The following is a 16,771-nucleotide window of genomic DNA, read 5'->3' on the forward strand; positions in this document are numbered from 1 at the left end:
TTTTATATTCCGGGATTTAAGATAAATAATGTGACGTAAATATAATATTTTTAATCAATTTGATATGAAAATCTCAAAAACATTACGAAATTGTTTTTGGTGTTATATCCAGTCTAATATTCTTTTTATAGAAGCCAGTTTATCTTTGTAAGGTGCATATCTCATGGGTAAATCGAGCCAGTTAGCCTTTTTTACGACAGCTTTATGGTGAGAAAAAATATCAAAGCTCAATTTGCCATGATAAGCGCCCATACCACTGTGGCCAACTCCCCCAAAAGGCAGTCTTTTATTAGAAAAATGAACAACCGTATCATTGATACAGCCACCGCCAAATGCATAGGTTTTAATTAATTTTTTGGCAAATGATTTATTTTCGCTAAAAATATAAAATGAAAGAGGTTTCTCATAGCGGCTAATCACGTTTTGGATGTCAGCTTCTGTTTTATAAATAAGAATGGGTAAAATGGGACCAAATATCTCTTCTTTCATAACAGGGCTATCCAATGCCGGTTCTTCGATTAATGTTGGTGAAATATAAAGTTCGTTGGCATCCGTTTCCCCTCCAAAAATCACTTTCTCGGGTTCGATCATACTGGCTAGTCGCAACCAGTTTTTGGTATTGATAATTCGGGCAAAATCCGGAGATTTGTCTATTTTTTTTCCATATGCTTTTATGATTTCCTCAATCAAAAAAGAGATGAAATTCACCTTCATATTTTTTTGAACCAAAATATAATCGGGAGCAATGCAAGTCTGGCCTGCATTAATAAATTTACCCCAGACAATACGTTTTGCGGCCAGTTTTAAATTGGCCGTTTCATCAATAATGCAAGGATTTTTTCCGCCCAGTTCAAGAGTAATTGGAGTTAGATTTTCGGCTGCGGCTTTCGCTACAACTTTCCCAACGGCAACGCTTCCGGTAAAGAAAATATAATCCCAGCGTTGTGCCAATAGTTTATTCGATACTTCGACACCGCCTTCAAAAACTTCAACATGATTAACATGAAATGTTTTCTCGATGATTTTAGCGATTATCGCTGAGGTGTTGGGTGTAAGTTCAGAAGGTTTTAAAACTACCCGGTTTCCGGCTGCAACTGCGGCAATCAAAGGACATAAAGCCAATTGAAATGGATAATTCCAGGGCGCAATGACCAGAACGTTTCCGAAGGGCTCTTTATAAATATAATCGGTAGAAGGAAAGTTGAGAAGTGAAGGGAAAACGCGTGTTCGTTTTGCCCATTTATGAATATTTTTGATGGTGTCTTTTAAATCCGAAATAACATAGTTTGTTTCAGTTAAAACAGCTTCGAATTCTGGCTTTTTAAAATCATCGTATAAAGCTTTTACAATTAAGTCTTCGCTTTTCTGAATGTTATACAACAATTTTTTTAGCGTTTCTTTTCTGTATCCGATGTCGTTTTTATAGTCCATTTTTATGATTCACTTGATTTTTGCCTATGCAAGTTAATCGATAAAAATTTAAAAATTAACAATAGTATCATAAAATCAAAGTGCGTTCCAAATAGTCTCATCCGGAGTTGGCGCTACGATAGTGATATTTTCTTTAGAAACAGGATGTACGAAAACCAGTTTTCTGGCATGAAGATGAATTCCGCCATCAGGATTGCTTCGGTCAAAACCATATTTTAAATCGCCTTTAATAGGTGATCCAATAGCGGCTAATTGCGCCCTAATTTGATGATGACGACCTGTATGTAAATTGATTTCCAACGCTACATAATTTTGAAGTTCTTTAAAAACAGTATAATCCAGACTCGCCAGTTTACTATCCGGAACTTCTTTTATATGTGCTTTTGAAGTATTGTTTTTCTCGTTTCTTTTAAGATAATGAACCAATTTGGCAGTTGCTTCCTGAGGTTTATTCTTTACAACTGCCCAATAGGTTTTTTGAGTTTCACGATTGCTGAACATTTCGTTCATTCTCGTTAATGCTTTACTAGTTCTGGCAAAAACAACAATTCCGGTTGTAGGACGATCTAAACGATGAATTACACCCAGAAATACGTCACCAGGTTTATTGTATTTGTCTTTTATGTATTCTTTTACAACATCAGATAAAGGTTTATCGCCTGTTTTATCACCTTGCACAATATCGCCTACGCGTTTATTGACTACGATAATATGGTTGTCTTCGTGTAGAATTTGGAGGTTGTTTTTATTGGAAAGAATTTTCATTTTGGACCTATGGGTAATTTTTTAGATTGAAAGTGGTGACGCTTAAATCTCTCGCAAAGACGCAAAGTCTAAATTTGATTCTTTGTGACTTTGCGTCTTTGCGAGAAATAATTATAATAGCTTATTTAGTGGAATTAAGAAACCTTTGTCTCTTTCCTTTGGATCTTTGTCCCTTAAAAAAAACTAATATTGTTCCCCAGCATTTGGAAAATCACTCGACTTAACATCAGCCGCATATTGACCAATTGCTTTTGTCATTTCTTCGTAAAGGTTTAAGTAACGACGTAAGAAACGAGGGCTAAATTCATTGTTCATTCCTAACATATCGTGAATAACCAAAACCTGTCCGTCTACGCCACCTCCGGCACCGATACCAATCACGGGGATTGAAATACTATCCGCTACTTTTTTAGCTAAATCGGCTGGTATTTTTTCTAAAACTACAGCAAAACAACCTACTTTTTCAAGCAATTTTGCATCTTCGATTAGTTTTTCGGCTTCCTGATCTTCTTTGGCACGAACACTGTAAGTTCCGAATTTGTAGATCGATTGTGGTGTTAAACCCAAGTGACCCATAACCGGGATTCCTGCGTTTAATATTTTTTTGATAGATTCTTTAATTTCTTTTCCTCCTTCAAGTTTCACAGCGTGACCGCCGCTTTCTTTCATGATTCGAATAGCAGAACGCAAAGCTTCTTTTGGGTCAGACTGGTAACTTCCAAAAGGTAAATCTACTACAACTAATGCTCTTTCTACAGCGCGAACTACAGATGAAGCGTGATATATCATTTGATCTAATGTAATTGGCAATGTCGTTTCGTGACCCGCCATAACATTTGATGCTGAATCGCCTACTAAAATTACATCGACTCCTGCGGTGTCAACAATTTTAGCCATTGTAAAATCGTAAGCCGTAAGCATAGAGATTTTTTCTCCGTTGCTTTTCATTTCGATCAATGACTTTGTTGTGATTCTTTTATAATCTTTTTTTGCTACTGACATTTTGTTTTTTTTTGAAGATGTAAAAGTATTGAATAATTATAGATTGAAATCAGCAATAGAAGAATATTTCGATGGTAAATAACTTTCCGTCTTTAAATTCTAATCTAAATTCGCTGTCTTCTATTTGTATGGAGTACGAATGTGGAGCTTTTATAGAAGCGCCAATATAAGTTCCGTACTTTTCGATAAATGCTTTTTCTGTTAATGTATGGTCTAAGATTGCATTTGGGTTTAAAACCAGTTTGTTGTTTTCGTTGATGAAAACTTTCGTGATCTCTGCCTGATTTTTTTGTTCATCTACAGAAGCTTCCAGATCTGGATAATAGTAAAAAAGTTCGCTTAAATAAACACCGCATTCATCGCTTACGTTTGCTGTTTTAGGAGCTTTTCCGAATGTTTTTACCAAATCTTTTTGCGTTAAATACCAGGCTTTGGTTTTTATTCCTTTCAAGATAAATTCTGATTTTTTAACGAAAGCCAGAATCTCTTCCGGTTTTTTATGTTTGGCTATACCTTTTGCAATAGCCATATTGAGCTCTGTATCAGCAAGAAGTTTCGGGTCGTTTAACTGCTTCACCACTTCGTAATATCGTTGATATGCAGGAGCAAGTGTTGTGGTCTCACTATTCCAGGCCAATTCTACAAGTCGCTCACCAATGGTTTTGCGTTCCGTAATATTACTAACATCGAGTTTGTCAAAATCTTTTATCAAAGTATTGAAATCGGGTCTTTTTCCAACAAATTTTCTTAACGTAAACCTGGCGTATTCATCGCTAAATTGTCCGCTAATATTTACCCAGTCTTCCTGATTTTTGGGAAGATAGTTTATCGCAACCGGATCACCGGTATTAAGGATTTCTTTTGTTTTTGAATTTTTATCAGGTTGTGCACGCGCCTTTAAACCAGCCACTAAAACAAAAAGGTGATTACCGCCATAATAATTGTCTCCGCCTTCTAAAATAGGATTCTCGTTGTCTCTTACTTTGACATCTTTAGAGTTTAATCGTGTCGCCACAAATTTTTCTGGAATATAACCTTCAGATAAATTATCGGCTTTTACTTTGTACCAGCCATTTTTGCTTTCGGATAATAATTGTACTTCGGCACCATATTTAAAATAGCCCAAAAATTCAGCAGAAGCATTTGCAGAAGTATACAAACGCGTATCCGAATTAAGGAAATAACGTTCCTGAGCATGCATTAAAACCGAGAAAAATAATAAGGTTAAAAAAAAGTGGTATTTTTTCATGGAGTATATTTTGGAAGGCTAGATTTTTTGCCAAAGATTAAAAGGATTTAAAAAGATTTCTTTTTTTTAATCTGTGTTAATCCTTTTAATCTGTGGCTAATAATATTTTTTAGCAATCAGCCATATTTACAGCAATCGCTAATCCGCCTTCAGAGGTTTCTTTGTATTTAGAATTCATGTCTTTTGCGGTTTGCCACATGGTATTGATTACTTTATCCAAAGGTACTTTTGCATTTTTAGAATCAGTTTCAAGAGCTAATTCGGCAGCATTTATCGCTTTTATGGCACCCATCGTATTTCTTTCTATACACGGAATCTGAACCAAACCGCCAATTGGGTCGCAGGTTAAACCAAGATGATGTTCCATAGCGATTTCGGCAGCCATTAAAACCTGAGCAGGAGTGCCGCCCATTAATTCGCAAAGTGCCGCTGCAGCCATAGATGACGAAACACCAATTTCTGCCTGACAACCGCCCATTGCAGCCGAGATTGTAGATCCTTTCTTGAAGATACTTCCAATTTCTCCGGCCACCATCAAAAATTGTTTGATTTCTTTTTCGCCTGCATCATGATTTTCAATGACCAGATAATACATTAAAACCGCCGGAATTACACCAGCGCTTCCGTTTGTAGGAGCTGTAACCACGCGGCCTAAAGAAGCGTTTACTTCATTCACGGCAAGTGCAAAACAACTAACCCATTTTAGGATCTGACGAAATTTTACTTCGGTTTTTCTAATTTCTTCCAGCCAGCTTTGTGGATCAGAATAATTCGATAAACCTATTAAGTTTTGGTGCATATCAAAAGCCCTTCTGCGAACGTTAAGTCCGCCCGGGAGAATTCCTCCGGTATGACAGCCAATGTACATACATTCTAACATCGTGTTCCAGATGCGCATTAATTCCGAATGAATTTCGGCCTGCGGACGCATCGATTTTTCGTTTTCATAAACAATTTCCGAAATGGATTTGTTCTCTGAAACCGTATAATTTAAAAGCTCAACCGCATTTTGAATCGGGAAGGGGAAAGCACACTTGATAACCTCTTTGATTTTGGCATTCGTGCGCTCTTCTTTTACCACAAAACCTCCTCCAATAGAATAAAAAGTAGATTCATATTCAGAATCATCTGCTTTATAAGCCGTAAATTTTAGTCCATTGGCATGAAAAGGAAGAAACTCTTTATTGAAAACAATATCCTGAAGAAAATAAAACGGAATTTTATATTCGTTTGCCAGAATAATCTCGTTGTTGTCTTCGATCGTTTTAATGATCCCGGCAATGTTATCAACCGGGATATATTCAGGATCTTGCCCGCTTAAACCCAACATTACAGATAAATCTGTAGCGTGACCTTTTCCGGTTAAAGAAAGTGATCCGTATAAATCGACTTTTACACGTTTAATCTGGTCTAAAATTGATTCGTCTTTTAACTCTTCTAAAAAACGTTCTGCGGCTCTCCAAGGCCCTAAAGTATGTGAACTTGAGGGGCCAACGCCAATTTTAAGCATATCAAAAACAGAGATACATTCTTCCATTGTGCAATATTTATTAAGACAAAGATAATTGAATAATGCAATGAAGTTTTATTTTCGTTTGTTAATGTTGCAGTTTTGTTAAAAAAAATATTAAATATTAATAATTTGGCAACGAAACAAATTTTATTGCTTAATATGCGGTTTTCGTGAAAAGTTGGTAGTTTTTTTAGGTATTTTTGTAATGAAACAATCACTAAAGAATCCGATTTTTTTAGTTCTAAAAAATAAATCGGCAACCATAACTTCTGGGATTTCATTTTAATTTGAACACCTCTACTTGCGAAAGATTAAAATACCACAAAGAAGATAAAATTACATTATGATAGAATTTTTCAAGCATTTTTTACAAGAATTCGAATTACCGCTTAGTAACCCAGTATTGATCTTCTCGTTAATACTTTTCATTATTCTCTTGTCACCCATTTTATTAAAAAAAATAAATATTCCCGGAATTATAGGACTTATTATTTCCGGAGTAATCATTGGACCACACGGACTTAATATTCTGGCCAAAAACTCAGCTGTAGATTTATTTTCGACAATTGGGCTTTTATATATCATGTTTATTGCCGGACTGGAACTGGATATGAATGAGTTTAAAGCCAACCGAAATAAGAGTTTATTGTTTGGTTTTTTTACGTTTATCTTCCCTTTAACCATTGGGTTTCCGGTTTGTTATTACTTATTGCAATACGATTTTAATGCCAGTTTCCTGACTGCAAGTATGTTTGCCACGCACACGCTGGTAGCTTACCCAATTGTAAGTAAGTTAGGTATTGCAAAAAACCAGGCTGTTGCCATAACGGTAGGAGGAACAATATTAACAGATACCGCCGTTTTGATTATTCTGGCCGTTATTATGGGAAGTAGTCAGGGCAACCTGAATCAGGCTTTTTGGATAAAACTGACGGTTTCATTGGCCATTTTTTCAGCGATTATGTTTTTGGTTATACCAAGAATTGCCAAATGGTTCTTTAAAAAATTAGAAAGCGAAAAACACGCTCATTATATCTTTGTACTTTCTGTTGTTTTCTTTGCCGCTTTTTTGGCCGAAGTAGCAGGAGTAGAGCCTATTATTGGAGCTTTCGTTGCCGGTTTGGCGCTGAATCCTTTGATTCCGCACTCATCTGCGCTGATGAACCGAATTGAATTTATTGGTAATTCATTGTTTATTCCGTTTTTCCTGATTTCGGTAGGAATGCTGGTCGATATCAGCGTAATCCTTAGCGGACCAACGGCATTAATTGTTGCAGGAACATTGAGTGTTGTGGCTATTTTCGGGAAATGGACGGCAGCATTTTTTACCCAGATTGTTTTTAAATATACCAAAACCGAAAGACAACTTATTTTCGGGTTAAGCAGTGCACATGCGGCTGCAACGTTGGCGGTTATTTTAGTGGGGTTTAAAGCGAAAATTCTCGATGAAAATATCTTAAACGGAACTATTATTCTAATATTAATTACATGTATTGTCGCTTCGTTTGCGACCGAAAAAGCAGCCAAGAAAATTGCGATTTGCGAAGAAGAGGTTTCTCATGAAGATGCGAATAGCGATCAGATTCTCGACGAACATATTATGATTCCGTTGGCCAAAACTTCGGCGACAGCCACTTTATTAGATTTTGCGCTTTTAATAAAAGATAAAAAATCGGCTAATCCGGTCACTTTATTAACGATTGTTCCCAATAATGATCAGGCCGAAAAAAATATATTAAAGTATCGAAAAGCAGTTGATAAATTTGTTATTCAGGCGTCGGCTTCAGAAGTAAAAATCAATACCATTGCCAGAATCGACCATAATCCTGCAAGCGGAATCGCCAGAACTTCAAAAGAAATCATGTCGGATATTGTGATTGTAGGATGGCCCAGAAAAACAGGTTTCCTGGATAAAATTTTTGGAGAAAACGTAGATTCGATTATTAATAATGTCGATAAAAGTTTATTCATCTGCAGATTTCAAAAAACGTTTATAGAAGAAAAAAGACTGGTTTTTATTTGTCCGCCTTTCTCAGAAAGAGGAGTTGGATTTCATTTGTTATTACAGAAAATCTGCCGATTATCGCAGGAATTAAGTATTCCGATTATAATTTATGCCGAATATAAAACACATCAAACGATCCAGCAAATTGCTGCTAATTTGAAATTGAATGCCAAGCTGGGCTTTAAAAGTATTATGGATTGGGATGATTTTGAATCAATTTCTGATGAGATTAAACCAACTGATTTGATCGTTTTTAATCTTTCCAGAAAAGGCTCTGTTTCGTACCAGTCGATTTTTGATAAACTACCTCAGAAATTCGAAAAATCATTCGATGAGAACAATCTTATTTTAGTGTATTCGCAAGACGACCGCAAAGGAACTTCTATGGATGCCTACGAAGATTTTACTGCTACACCATTAACAAAAGGACTTGAAGCGATTGAACAAATTGGCCGCGGTTTAGGGAATATTTTGAAGAAAGGATAAAAAATGTTTTTCTGGGTAAGATTTTTATTATTTTTGGTTTTGTTTTAAAAATTAAAAATGAACGAAATAGTACAGTATTATAATGATCTGGCCAGTACTTACGATCAGGATAGATTTGATAATTCGTATGGAAATTTTATCGATTCACAAGAACGAAAAATTATCGATAAATTATTGATTGATAAAAAAGGACAAATTCTGGACCTGGCTTGCGGTACGGGAAGATTATTAAATTATGCTTCGATTGGTGTTGATGCAAGTGCTCAAATGATTGCAGTTGCCAAACGAAAGTTTCCTGAAAAAACGTTTCTGCAAAATGAAGCCGATGCGATTCTTTTAGCTGATAATTCTATTGATACCATTATCAGTTTTCATTTTTTCATGCATTTGGATCCAAATAAAATCGACCAGGTATTGGAAGAATCCAATCGGATTTTAAAAAAGAAGGGCAGAATTATCTTTGATATTCCGTCGCGAAAAAGACGAAACTTATTGGGTTATAAAAAAGCAAACTGGCACGGAGCAAGTAGCTTAAGTATTACCGATGTAAAATCAGATCCAAATTTTATTATTAAAAGAACTTACGGATTATTGTTTTTTCCAATTCATAGATTTCCTGATTTGTGCCGTAAATTTCTATTGCCACTAGATTCGTTTTTGGCAAATTCATTCCTGAAAGAATACAGTTCTTATTTAATCATCGAATTAGAGAAGAAATGAATATGTTGAAACCACTCAAGATTTACATTAAGTTATTGTTTCGATTTAAAAAGGATTTGTTGAGCAAAGATTTATTTCGATTTTCAAAAAAATGCCAAAATGATTTTGACTTTCGTTATGCGATAACATTAACACAGGAAATAAAACCCAGTAAGACTTTTGATAATAAGCTGCATAATATTCTGCTGGCTTCAAAAAGAATTAACAGATATGTTCTTGAACCCAATCAAATTTTTTCTTTTTTTAAAGTGGTAGGAAACCCAAATCAGGATTTTAAGAAAAGCAGAACTTTAGTAAACGGCCACCTGGTAGAAGAGAATGGAGGCGGCATGTGCCAGGTATCAGGAATTATATACCAGATAAGTTTAATTGCCGGTTTAGAAATTTTAGAAAGACACAATCATTCTGTTGATATTTATACGAATGAAACAAGATTTGCGCCCTTAGGTTGTGATGCAACGATTGTATACGGTTATAAAGATTTAAGAATAAAAAATAATTTAGCATTTCCGGTTAAGTTTAAAATTGAAATAAAAGAAAGTTTTATTCATATCAATTTATTGAGCGAAAAAGCCATAAAAGAGAAAGAGCTGCTTTTTGAATCTCAATTAGACAAAGAATTTATTACTGTAAATGTTCTGAATAATGACCGACAATTACTTAATCAGTCGAAGTACAAAAGGATGAAAGCAGAATTGTAGTATTTTGATTTACGCCAATCCTATAAACTTATCCTATGCAATATTTACAAGAAATATTTGAAAAATATGAGTTTCCAAAAAGAAATGTAAAATCTTCTGTGGAAGTTACTGATGTTGAATCATATTCTAATTTAAGACTTCCGATAGATTATGTTTTTTATCTTGAGAATTATTTTGGAATCGATCAGTTTATTGGTGTTGAGTTTATAAAACTTTGGAGTCTGGAAGAAATAATTGAAGCGAATAAAAGTTATAATATTGTTGAAGAATTATACAGGACTATAGGAATTGGTACAAATGGAAGTGGAGAATTTATAGGAATTGAAATTGATCCATATGATAATGTAAAAGTAATTCTTTCGCCTTTTATCGATTTAAATAGCAAATATAATACTGAAATTGGTACATCATTTGCTGATTTACTTATTCGTTTGGACAATAAAATTGAATGGTTTTCTTAAATTTATATAATTTTAAAACCCAATACCATGAACCACAAAGCCCTGTCGATCCGACCATTTATTGGAGCCAAAGATTTTGAAGTTTCCAGAAGTTTTTACCGTGATTTAGGTTTCGAAGAAGGAGTTTTAGATCCAAAGTTTTCTGTTTTTAAAACGGGAGATTTAGCCTTTTATCTTCAGGATTATTATGATAAAAACTGGATCGAAAATACTATGATTTTCCTTGAAGTTGAGGATGTCGATGATTATTACAATCAGTTATTGGCTTTAAACCTGACCGAAAAATATGGGGTAAAGCTAACTCCTACAGTGCATTTAGAATGGGGAAGCGAATGTTTTTTGCACGATCCGTCCGGTGTTTTGTGGCATTTTGGAAAGTTCAATAAGTAGTTTTTTTTGCCAAGAAGACACAAATGCACAAAGTTTTTTTTGAATTTATTCCCAATTTCGATTAGTAGGATTCGTGAATTCGTGGTTGTTCTTTAATTTGCTATGTAAAATTCTGCTAAATGAATTGTGTTGCTTTCGCGTTGATACCAATCATTATAAACAAGTTCTAAATTTCCGACTTTAAAATTTCCAAAATTATAATCGCGATATTTCTCTAGAATGTGTATTAATTTTTCCGGATTTTGAAGTTTTTCCTGAAAACGCATTACTGTAGAATGAGCCGTTGCAATGCTATATCGGCTATCAATACTTTGTTCTAAAGATGATTTTTTAAAGTTCTCCCGAAGTTTATTCCTGAAATTATTCAAAGATTCATCCGTTGGAAAACCCTGAATCATAATAGCAGACGGAGAAGCTGTAACACCCTGAAACTGAATTTTTATTTTATCCAAATGAACGAGACTTTGCTGAATGAGGTCGAAATATTCGTGAACATTTATTTTACCTAAAGTAAAACCGTCGTAACAGGAAATAATGGACATCACGGTAATATGAATATCAGTATCAGGATAATAATATTGATGCGGTTCAACGGCCTTTAATTCATCTAAAAACAACTGAATATTCTCTTTAATGGTTTCGTTTGGTCGAATTAGCAATGTGATTCCGAACCGCGAATCAGATTCGTTATTAAGTTGTGAATCTAATTTGTAACTACCGGCCAGAATAGTTTCGGAAGATTTTTTGTAAAGTTGATTGTAATGTTGGGTTAAATCCATTTATAATTATTTCTTTTTTGCTTTTTCAAGGTTTTCCTTTACCCTGAATTTTACAATTTTGGTAATCAGATCATAAGGCATTGGTTGATCGAGAGGAAATTGTACAGAACCTTTTCCGGATTTATATTTTGAAAGTTCTTCTTTAAAAGCCTCATGACCGCTAGGTAAAGCATATAAACCAATATGATTTTTAAAAGCAGCAAAATATACCACGATTCCGTTTTGCTCAAAAGCCGGCATCGAGTAACTGATTTTCTCTTTGGCCTCCGGCGCTGCTTTCTGAATCGTTGCCCTTACTTTTTCTAATATCTCCTGAACGTCATTTGGTAAGGTTCCAATATATTCGTCGATATTTTCAGGTTTCTTTGTATCCATATTTTTAATGTTTTTGTTTCAAGTTTCAGGTTTCAAGTTTTCGCACCGAACCTGAAACAAAAAAACTTGAAACTTGAAACTTTTTTTATGCCAATCCCTTAGGAAATCGATCCAAAACCAAATTCAGCAAAATATTATGCTCCAGATATGCTTTGGCTCCAGCCAAAACCAAAGTAAAACCTTCAGTAGAATTACGAACCTGATCTATTATTTTGTCGGTATCACCTTTTAAACCTGAATTGGTAATACTCACAAAAGTCTCGTTTTCGTTCAACGGACTAAAAATCCATTCTACTAAAGTCGATTCATCGGGATTTCCCCATTCGATCACAATCTTATGGTTTTCCTGCAAAACATGAGTAGTAACCGTTAATGAAAACCCGTACATTTCCCACGTCCATTCGGTTGTGGTGTCTTGTTCTAGTTTTCCGGAACCTTTTGTAAACCAAAATTTACGGGTAATGTCCGGATCTGTAAAAGCCTGAAAAACTTCTGTAACAGGTTTTCTAATCAGCATTTCGGCTTTTGCGAAGTGGTTGTTTTCTGCTTTCATTGTTGACTTGTGTTTGTAAATACTAAAGTTTTAAACCCAATCTTGTCATTCCGAGGTACGAGGAATCTTCGCTAGCTGAGCACGCACTGTTATCGAGTTTCTTGTGAAGATTGCTCGTACCTCGCAATGACACAGCTGGACTGTAAACTTGAAACAAAAAAACTTGAAACAAATTTTTACGACCTCTAAATTAAGAAAGAAATCCCAAATACCTTCAAAAAAAATCCACACAAGTTATAACCTGTATGGATTTTTAAATATCAAAATATATATTTTTATTCTCTTATAGTAGTTTTATCGTGCAACGCCATTTCGGCAATTTCATCTTTACGTTTAAAGCTCACGCCTTTGTGTTGTTGCATATATTTGATAAGATCATTTGCTGCTTTGACCATTTGCGGAGTTCCGCCAATACGATCGTGAAAACTAATCGACATTTGTCGGCGTTGTGTTTCGCTTTCGACATACAATTGATCAAATTCCATTTTAACTTGTTGTAGAAACTGATCTGCCGAAAAGTTTTTTCCTTCAATCAAAACAATATCATTACATCTTAAGGTATAAGGAACTACAACAAAATCCTTGTTTTTTAACTGAATAATAAAAGGTTCATCCCGACTAATGTCATCGATATGATATTTGAAACCCAATTCTTGCAGAATATTCAATGTATTTGGTCCGCGGCGCAACCAGTTGGCATTATAACCAATAGCAGTAAAACCGGTTACATTCTTGATCGCATCAACACCATCTTTTATAAATTTCTTTTCCTCTTCGTAAGGCATTGTATATTGCGTGCTCCAGTTCATACCGTGAGCTGCAGCTTCGTGTCCGCGTTGTACAATTTCTTTGGCCAGTTCCGGGTTTTTCAAAACCGCTGTTCCCACCATATGCGAGGTAACTTTCACACCAAGTTTGTCCCAATTGTCCAACATTCTTGGTATTCCTTCTTTATAACCGTAATTGTACCAGGTTGCGGCCGGAAGATCAATATATCCTTTTTGTATGTTTTGAGGAAACGGACTTTCTGCATTATCAGGTTGTCCGCCAGCTTCAAATTGCATCGAAATCGAAACTACTAATCTCGAGCCATCTGCCCATTTTGTTTTTGTTGGTGTCAAAAATGTTTCTGTTTTTGATACTTCTGCGAATGTATCTATTGGATTCATCATGCCGACCATTCCAATAATTCCCGTTTGTTTGATAAAATTTCTTCTTGAACTCATGATTTTTATTTTTTGATTAAAGTATCAATGGCCCAACTATTAGAATCGATAAAATGTAATAGCAAAGCAAAAATGGCAACGTGAATTAATTGTGACGGAATGGCTTCCCAATTCTCAATCATTGAGGTTCCAAACAATAAAGCCAGCATAACAAATCCTCCGGCTACTAGAGAAGGTTTTGTAAGCAAGCCCAATATTAAAAGTAAACCAATGGTAAATTCGGCTATAGGTAAAATGTAGCTAAAAGGCGTTACGATGAATTTAGACAGCATAGAATTTTCGAAACTGCCAATCATCCATTTGCTGAAGGTAACTAGTTTGGGCAAACGTACTAATCCGTGACCAAACATGCTGATAGCGACGGCAAGACGTAGCAATAAAAAAGAAGTTGTTTCCATATTTTGTATGATTTTAGATTACAAAGTTGAGAAGAACCACTTTCTTTAATTTGTATAATCATTGGAATATTTTGTACTTTTGTAAGATGGAAATTAGAAATTTATACCATCCTTTTGAACTTCAGTTTTTGGAAGTTTCAGAATATGAAGCCAAAGAACGCAAGAATACGTTTTTTGAAATGGTTTTTGTATTGGAAGGAAAAGGAATCCAGATTATAAATGATCATAGATTGCCGTATGCTTCTGACAAACTATTTTTGATTTTCCCGCAGGATACGCATAGTTTTGAAGTGATCGAAAAGACGAAGTTTTTCTTTATCCGTTTTCAGGACAGTTATCTTAAAACACAAAGCAACGACTGGATTCAGAAACTGGAATTCATTTTTCATAATCATAACCATTTACCGGGCTGTATTTTAAAAACGATAACAGATAAACCTTTGTTAAGAGCCATGATCGAGGCTTTGATTCGGGAAGAAAAGAGTAGTTTTCCGCAACAGCAAGAAGTCATCAAGCAGATCTTAAATACTATTATTACCATTGCTGCAAGGAATATTTCGCTTGTTTCACCAGTTGCATTTGCGCCATCTAATACAGAAGAAAGTTTGGATCTGCTCAATTATGTGCATCAGAATATTTATAAGCCTGAAGCACTAAAAGCTACAAAAATGGCAACGGCATTTCATGTTTCTCCTACGTATATCAGCGAATATTTTAAAATCAAAACTGGACAAAGTATTCAGCAATATACGATGGCCTATAAAATAAAACTGATCGAAACGAGATTGAAATTTACCAATATGCAAATCAACGAAATTGTGTATGAATTTGGTTTTAGTGATGCAAGTCATCTGAATCGGTTGTTTAAAAAATATACAGGACTGAATCCAAGTGATTATAAAAAGCAGTTTAAAAATTAGATAAACGAGTCCCAGCGGGACGAAATATCTATAGAGAATCAAAAGTTTACATAATAAAAGAGCCCCAGCGGGGTGAAATACTTATCTATTCAATAAAAATAAATATGTCACTCCGCTGTAGCTTGATTATAGGATCTTAGAATAAATCTGCTATAAATATATTGCTCCGGTGGAGCTTTAAAATTAATTACATGCAAGATTAATCTAAAGCTTTTTTCCATCAATCCATTTTCCGGTGGTTGGTGCCACGTAATTTTTCATTTGCTCTAATAAATCATCAATACTATCGCTTACCAAAAGCATTTGCTGATTAGCCTCTTTCAATAGACCTTTTTCTACCATGACTTTTGTTAATTCGATCAAAGAATCATAAAAGCCATCGATATTTAAAATCGCAATTGGTTTTTTATGAAGTCCTAATTGAGCCCAGGTCAGCATTTCGAAAAGTTCTTCAAGAGTTCCAAAACCACCCGGAAGCGCAATTACACCATCGCATAAATCGTTCATTTTGGTTTTTCTTTCGTGCATGCTTTCGACCAAAATTAATTCGGTTAGGCCTAAATGTGCAATTTCTTTTGATCTTAAAAAGTTAGGCAAAACGCCAATTGCTTTTCCGCCTGCATTTAAAACTCCATCAGCTACAGCGCTCATTAAACCTACGTTTGCACCACCGTAAACCAATTCTATATTTTGTTTTGCCATTGTTTGCCCCAGCAATGTTGCCTGTTCTTTGTAAATTTCTTCGGTACCAAAACTTGATCCGCAGAAAACGGTAATTCTTTTCATTGTTAGAAGTTTTATGTTATTCGTTAAAGGTTAAATGTTAGAAGTGAAATTATTATTGGTTATTCGTTAAATGTTGAAAATTGTAATGAAAATAAAAGATTGAAAGCCTATGTTTTGTGCCGTTAGGCACTAAAGATTGGTAGAAAAAACATGAATTAGAAGAGATTTAGCGTGCCGTAGGTACGCAATGGGAAATTTTTGTTGCGTACCTACGGCACGCCAATGAATCTTGAATACAAATTGCTACCAATATTTGGTACCTAAAGGCACGTTTCGAAGCTAATTTTCAAAAAAAAATCCAATTAAAAATTCAGACTTACAATTCATAACTCATAACTTTTTTATTTACAATTTATAATTTTCAACCTTTAACTCATATTCAAAATGAGGCAAATTGACTGGAACATTACCAATACTATTTACTTCGCCAATGTTTACAGCTCCCAATTTACCTACTGCTTTTTGCGAACGAATGTTATCTGTACCAATATGAAATAGTACCGAATCTACATGCTTCAATGCATAATCAATCAATAATTTTTTATTCGATTTATTGTATAATCCACCCCAGAATTTGCGGCCAATAAAGGTAAAACCAATGGCAATACTGGATTTCTCCGGATCGTAATCGTAATAGCGAGTATTGCCTATAATTTCATTTGTTTTTTTATCTAAAATCAAAAAAGAGCTTTTTGAGGTGATTGCTGCATCAAAAAAAGGTCTGAAGACTTCTATTTTGTATCGGTCTTTGATTGGATGCTGTTCCCAAATTAATGGATCTGAGGCTACTTTAAAAAGTGCATCAAAATCACTTTCCTGTAGTGGAACTAATTTTGTAATGTCGTCTTCTAAAATTTCAGGTTGTAAATTGAATGCTGATTTTGTCATTTTTTAAAGTTTTAAATTTTGTTTGCCACTAATTTGACGAAGAGCCACGAATTTAAAATAAAAATTTGACTTTCGTTTTCTGCGAAAGAAGTTTTTGCCACAGATTATAGGATTATAAATGAC

The 16,771-nt window shown here is 34.8% G+C and carries 18 protein-coding genes; 6 read left to right on the forward strand and 12 right to left on the reverse strand.

The features are described 5' to 3' along the window. Window positions 1-102 precede the first annotated feature (102 nt). The 5 genes from GIY83_RS02205 to GIY83_RS02225 all read right to left on the reverse strand — a co-directional run bounded on the left by GIY83_RS02205 (window position 103) and on the right by GIY83_RS02225 (window position 5,984). Complete coding sequence (locus GIY83_RS02205; protein ID WP_208684435.1) at window positions 103-1,431, reverse strand: aldehyde dehydrogenase; 1,329 nt, start codon at window positions 1,429-1,431, stop codon at window positions 103-105. A 75-nt stretch (window positions 1,432-1,506) separates the two neighbouring features. Then, window positions 1,507-2,196, reverse strand: coding sequence for an RluA family pseudouridine synthase (locus GIY83_RS02210; protein WP_194615798.1), 690 nt, complete (start codon window positions 2,194-2,196; stop codon window positions 1,507-1,509). Window positions 2,197-2,379: 183 nt separating this feature from the next. Then, window positions 2,380-3,198 carry a 3-methyl-2-oxobutanoate hydroxymethyltransferase gene (panB, locus tag GIY83_RS02215; protein ID WP_068842828.1) on the reverse strand — a complete coding sequence of 273 codons (819 nt, stop codon included), beginning with the start codon at window positions 3,196-3,198 and terminating at the stop codon, window positions 2,380-2,382. Window positions 3,199-3,247: 49 nt separating this feature from the next. Then, entirely contained in the window at window positions 3,248-4,447 is a 1,200-nt protein-coding gene (locus GIY83_RS02220) for an SH3 domain-containing protein (RefSeq protein WP_208684437.1), read from the reverse strand. 109 nt (window positions 4,448-4,556) lie between these two features. Continuing rightward, on the reverse strand, window positions 4,557-5,984 hold the full coding sequence (locus tag GIY83_RS02225; protein ID WP_194615800.1) for an L-serine ammonia-lyase: 1,428 nt from the start codon (window positions 5,982-5,984) through the stop codon (window positions 4,557-4,559). A 319-nt stretch (window positions 5,985-6,303) separates the two neighbouring features. Here GIY83_RS02225 and GIY83_RS02230 point away from each other — a divergent pair, with 319 nt between their 5' ends. Genes GIY83_RS02230 through GIY83_RS02250 form a run of 5 tightly spaced genes read left to right on the forward strand, consistent with a single transcriptional unit; the run spans window position 6,304 to window position 10,723 of the window. Further along, on the forward strand, window positions 6,304-8,451 hold the full coding sequence (locus GIY83_RS02230) for a cation:proton antiporter (protein WP_194615801.1): 2,148 nt from the start codon (window positions 6,304-6,306) through the stop codon (window positions 8,449-8,451). Between the two features lie 57 nt (window positions 8,452-8,508). Continuing rightward, the gene (locus GIY83_RS02235) at window positions 8,509-9,171 is read left to right on the forward strand and encodes a class I SAM-dependent methyltransferase (protein ID WP_208684440.1); all 663 of its coding nucleotides are present in this window, start codon (window positions 8,509-8,511) and stop codon (window positions 9,169-9,171) included. 59 nt (window positions 9,172-9,230) lie between these two features. Next, on the forward strand, window positions 9,231-9,872 hold the full coding sequence (locus tag GIY83_RS02240; RefSeq protein WP_208684442.1) for a VanW family protein: 642 nt from the start codon (window positions 9,231-9,233) through the stop codon (window positions 9,870-9,872). A 35-nt stretch (window positions 9,873-9,907) separates the two neighbouring features. Then, window positions 9,908-10,333: an SMI1/KNR4 family protein gene (locus GIY83_RS02245; RefSeq protein WP_208684444.1), complete on the forward strand. Its 426-nt coding sequence runs from the start codon at window positions 9,908-9,910 to the stop codon at window positions 10,331-10,333. Window positions 10,334-10,360: 27 nt separating this feature from the next. Beyond that, a complete protein-coding gene (locus tag GIY83_RS02250) occupies window positions 10,361-10,723 on the forward strand; it encodes a VOC family protein (protein ID WP_208684446.1) in 363 nt (120 codons plus the stop codon). Between the two features lie 92 nt (window positions 10,724-10,815). On the opposite strand, the gene GIY83_RS02255 is transcribed toward GIY83_RS02250, so the two are convergent. The 5 genes from GIY83_RS02255 to GIY83_RS02275 form a co-directional block, all read right to left on the reverse strand. Then, the gene (locus GIY83_RS02255; RefSeq protein WP_208684448.1) at window positions 10,816-11,502 is read right to left on the reverse strand and encodes a 2'-5' RNA ligase family protein; all 687 of its coding nucleotides are present in this window, start codon (window positions 11,500-11,502) and stop codon (window positions 10,816-10,818) included. Window positions 11,503-11,508: 6 nt separating this feature from the next. Then, the gene (locus GIY83_RS02260) at window positions 11,509-11,877 is read right to left on the reverse strand and encodes an iron chaperone (RefSeq protein WP_208684450.1); all 369 of its coding nucleotides are present in this window, start codon (window positions 11,875-11,877) and stop codon (window positions 11,509-11,511) included. 85 nt (window positions 11,878-11,962) lie between these two features. Next, complete coding sequence (locus GIY83_RS02265) at window positions 11,963-12,430, reverse strand: SRPBCC family protein (protein WP_208684452.1); 468 nt, start codon at window positions 12,428-12,430, stop codon at window positions 11,963-11,965. 275 nt (window positions 12,431-12,705) lie between these two features. Next, window positions 12,706-13,656 carry a polysaccharide deacetylase family protein gene (locus GIY83_RS02270; RefSeq protein WP_208684459.1) on the reverse strand — a complete coding sequence of 317 codons (951 nt, stop codon included), beginning with the start codon at window positions 13,654-13,656 and terminating at the stop codon, window positions 12,706-12,708. Window positions 13,657-13,661: 5 nt separating this feature from the next. Further along, on the reverse strand, window positions 13,662-14,054 hold the full coding sequence (locus GIY83_RS02275) for a DoxX family membrane protein (RefSeq protein WP_208684461.1): 393 nt from the start codon (window positions 14,052-14,054) through the stop codon (window positions 13,662-13,664). Between the two features lie 86 nt (window positions 14,055-14,140). Here GIY83_RS02275 and GIY83_RS02280 point away from each other — a divergent pair, with 86 nt between their 5' ends. Further along, complete coding sequence (locus GIY83_RS02280; RefSeq protein ID WP_194615810.1) at window positions 14,141-14,974, forward strand: AraC family transcriptional regulator; 834 nt, start codon at window positions 14,141-14,143, stop codon at window positions 14,972-14,974. Between the two features lie 204 nt (window positions 14,975-15,178). On the opposite strand, the gene GIY83_RS02285 is transcribed toward GIY83_RS02280, so the two are convergent. Both GIY83_RS02285 and GIY83_RS02290 read right to left on the reverse strand, forming a co-directional pair. Further along, on the reverse strand, window positions 15,179-15,760 hold the full coding sequence (locus tag GIY83_RS02285; RefSeq protein ID WP_208684463.1) for a TIGR00730 family Rossman fold protein: 582 nt from the start codon (window positions 15,758-15,760) through the stop codon (window positions 15,179-15,181). 345 nt (window positions 15,761-16,105) lie between these two features. Then, a complete protein-coding gene (locus GIY83_RS02290; protein WP_194615812.1) occupies window positions 16,106-16,648 on the reverse strand; it encodes a GNAT family N-acetyltransferase in 543 nt (180 codons plus the stop codon). Window positions 16,649-16,771: the final 123 nt, after the last annotated feature.

This window comes from Flavobacterium sp. SLB02, from assembly GCF_009664855.1.
Taxonomy (GTDB): Bacteria; Bacteroidota; Bacteroidia; order Flavobacteriales; family Flavobacteriaceae; genus Flavobacterium.

Coding starts and splice junctions, on each gene's coding strand:
- GIY83_RS02205 (WP_208684435.1), bottom strand. CDS start 1,431: ATGGACTATAAAAACGACATCGGATACAGAAAAGAAACGCTAAAAAAA.
- GIY83_RS02210 (WP_194615798.1), bottom strand. CDS start 2,196: ATGAAAATTCTTTCCAATAAAAACAACCTCCAAATTCTACACGAAGAC.
- panB (WP_068842828.1), bottom strand. CDS start 3,198: ATGTCAGTAGCAAAAAAAGATTATAAAAGAATCACAACAAAGTCATTG.
- GIY83_RS02220 (WP_208684437.1), bottom strand. CDS start 4,447: ATGAAAAAATACCACTTTTTTTTAACCTTATTATTTTTCTCGGTTTTA.
- GIY83_RS02225 (WP_194615800.1), bottom strand. CDS start 5,984: ATGGAAGAATGTATCTCTGTTTTTGATATGCTTAAAATTGGCGTTGGC.
- GIY83_RS02230 (WP_194615801.1), top strand. CDS start 6,304: ATGATAGAATTTTTCAAGCATTTTTTACAAGAATTCGAATTACCGCTT.
- GIY83_RS02235 (WP_208684440.1), top strand. CDS start 8,509: ATGAACGAAATAGTACAGTATTATAATGATCTGGCCAGTACTTACGAT.
- GIY83_RS02245 (WP_208684444.1), top strand. CDS start 9,908: ATGCAATATTTACAAGAAATATTTGAAAAATATGAGTTTCCAAAAAGA.
- GIY83_RS02250 (WP_208684446.1), top strand. CDS start 10,361: ATGAACCACAAAGCCCTGTCGATCCGACCATTTATTGGAGCCAAAGAT.
- GIY83_RS02255 (WP_208684448.1), bottom strand. CDS start 11,502: ATGGATTTAACCCAACATTACAATCAACTTTACAAAAAATCTTCCGAA.
- GIY83_RS02260 (WP_208684450.1), bottom strand. CDS start 11,877: ATGGATACAAAGAAACCTGAAAATATCGACGAATATATTGGAACCTTA.
- GIY83_RS02265 (WP_208684452.1), bottom strand. CDS start 12,430: ATGAAAGCAGAAAACAACCACTTCGCAAAAGCCGAAATGCTGATTAGA.
- GIY83_RS02270 (WP_208684459.1), bottom strand. CDS start 13,656: ATGAGTTCAAGAAGAAATTTTATCAAACAAACGGGAATTATTGGAATG.
- GIY83_RS02275 (WP_208684461.1), bottom strand. CDS start 14,054: ATGGAAACAACTTCTTTTTTATTGCTACGTCTTGCCGTCGCTATCAGC.
- GIY83_RS02280 (WP_194615810.1), top strand. CDS start 14,141: ATGGAAATTAGAAATTTATACCATCCTTTTGAACTTCAGTTTTTGGAA.
- GIY83_RS02285 (WP_208684463.1), bottom strand. CDS start 15,760: ATGAAAAGAATTACCGTTTTCTGCGGATCAAGTTTTGGTACCGAAGAA.
- GIY83_RS02290 (WP_194615812.1), bottom strand. CDS start 16,648: ATGACAAAATCAGCATTCAATTTACAACCTGAAATTTTAGAAGACGAC.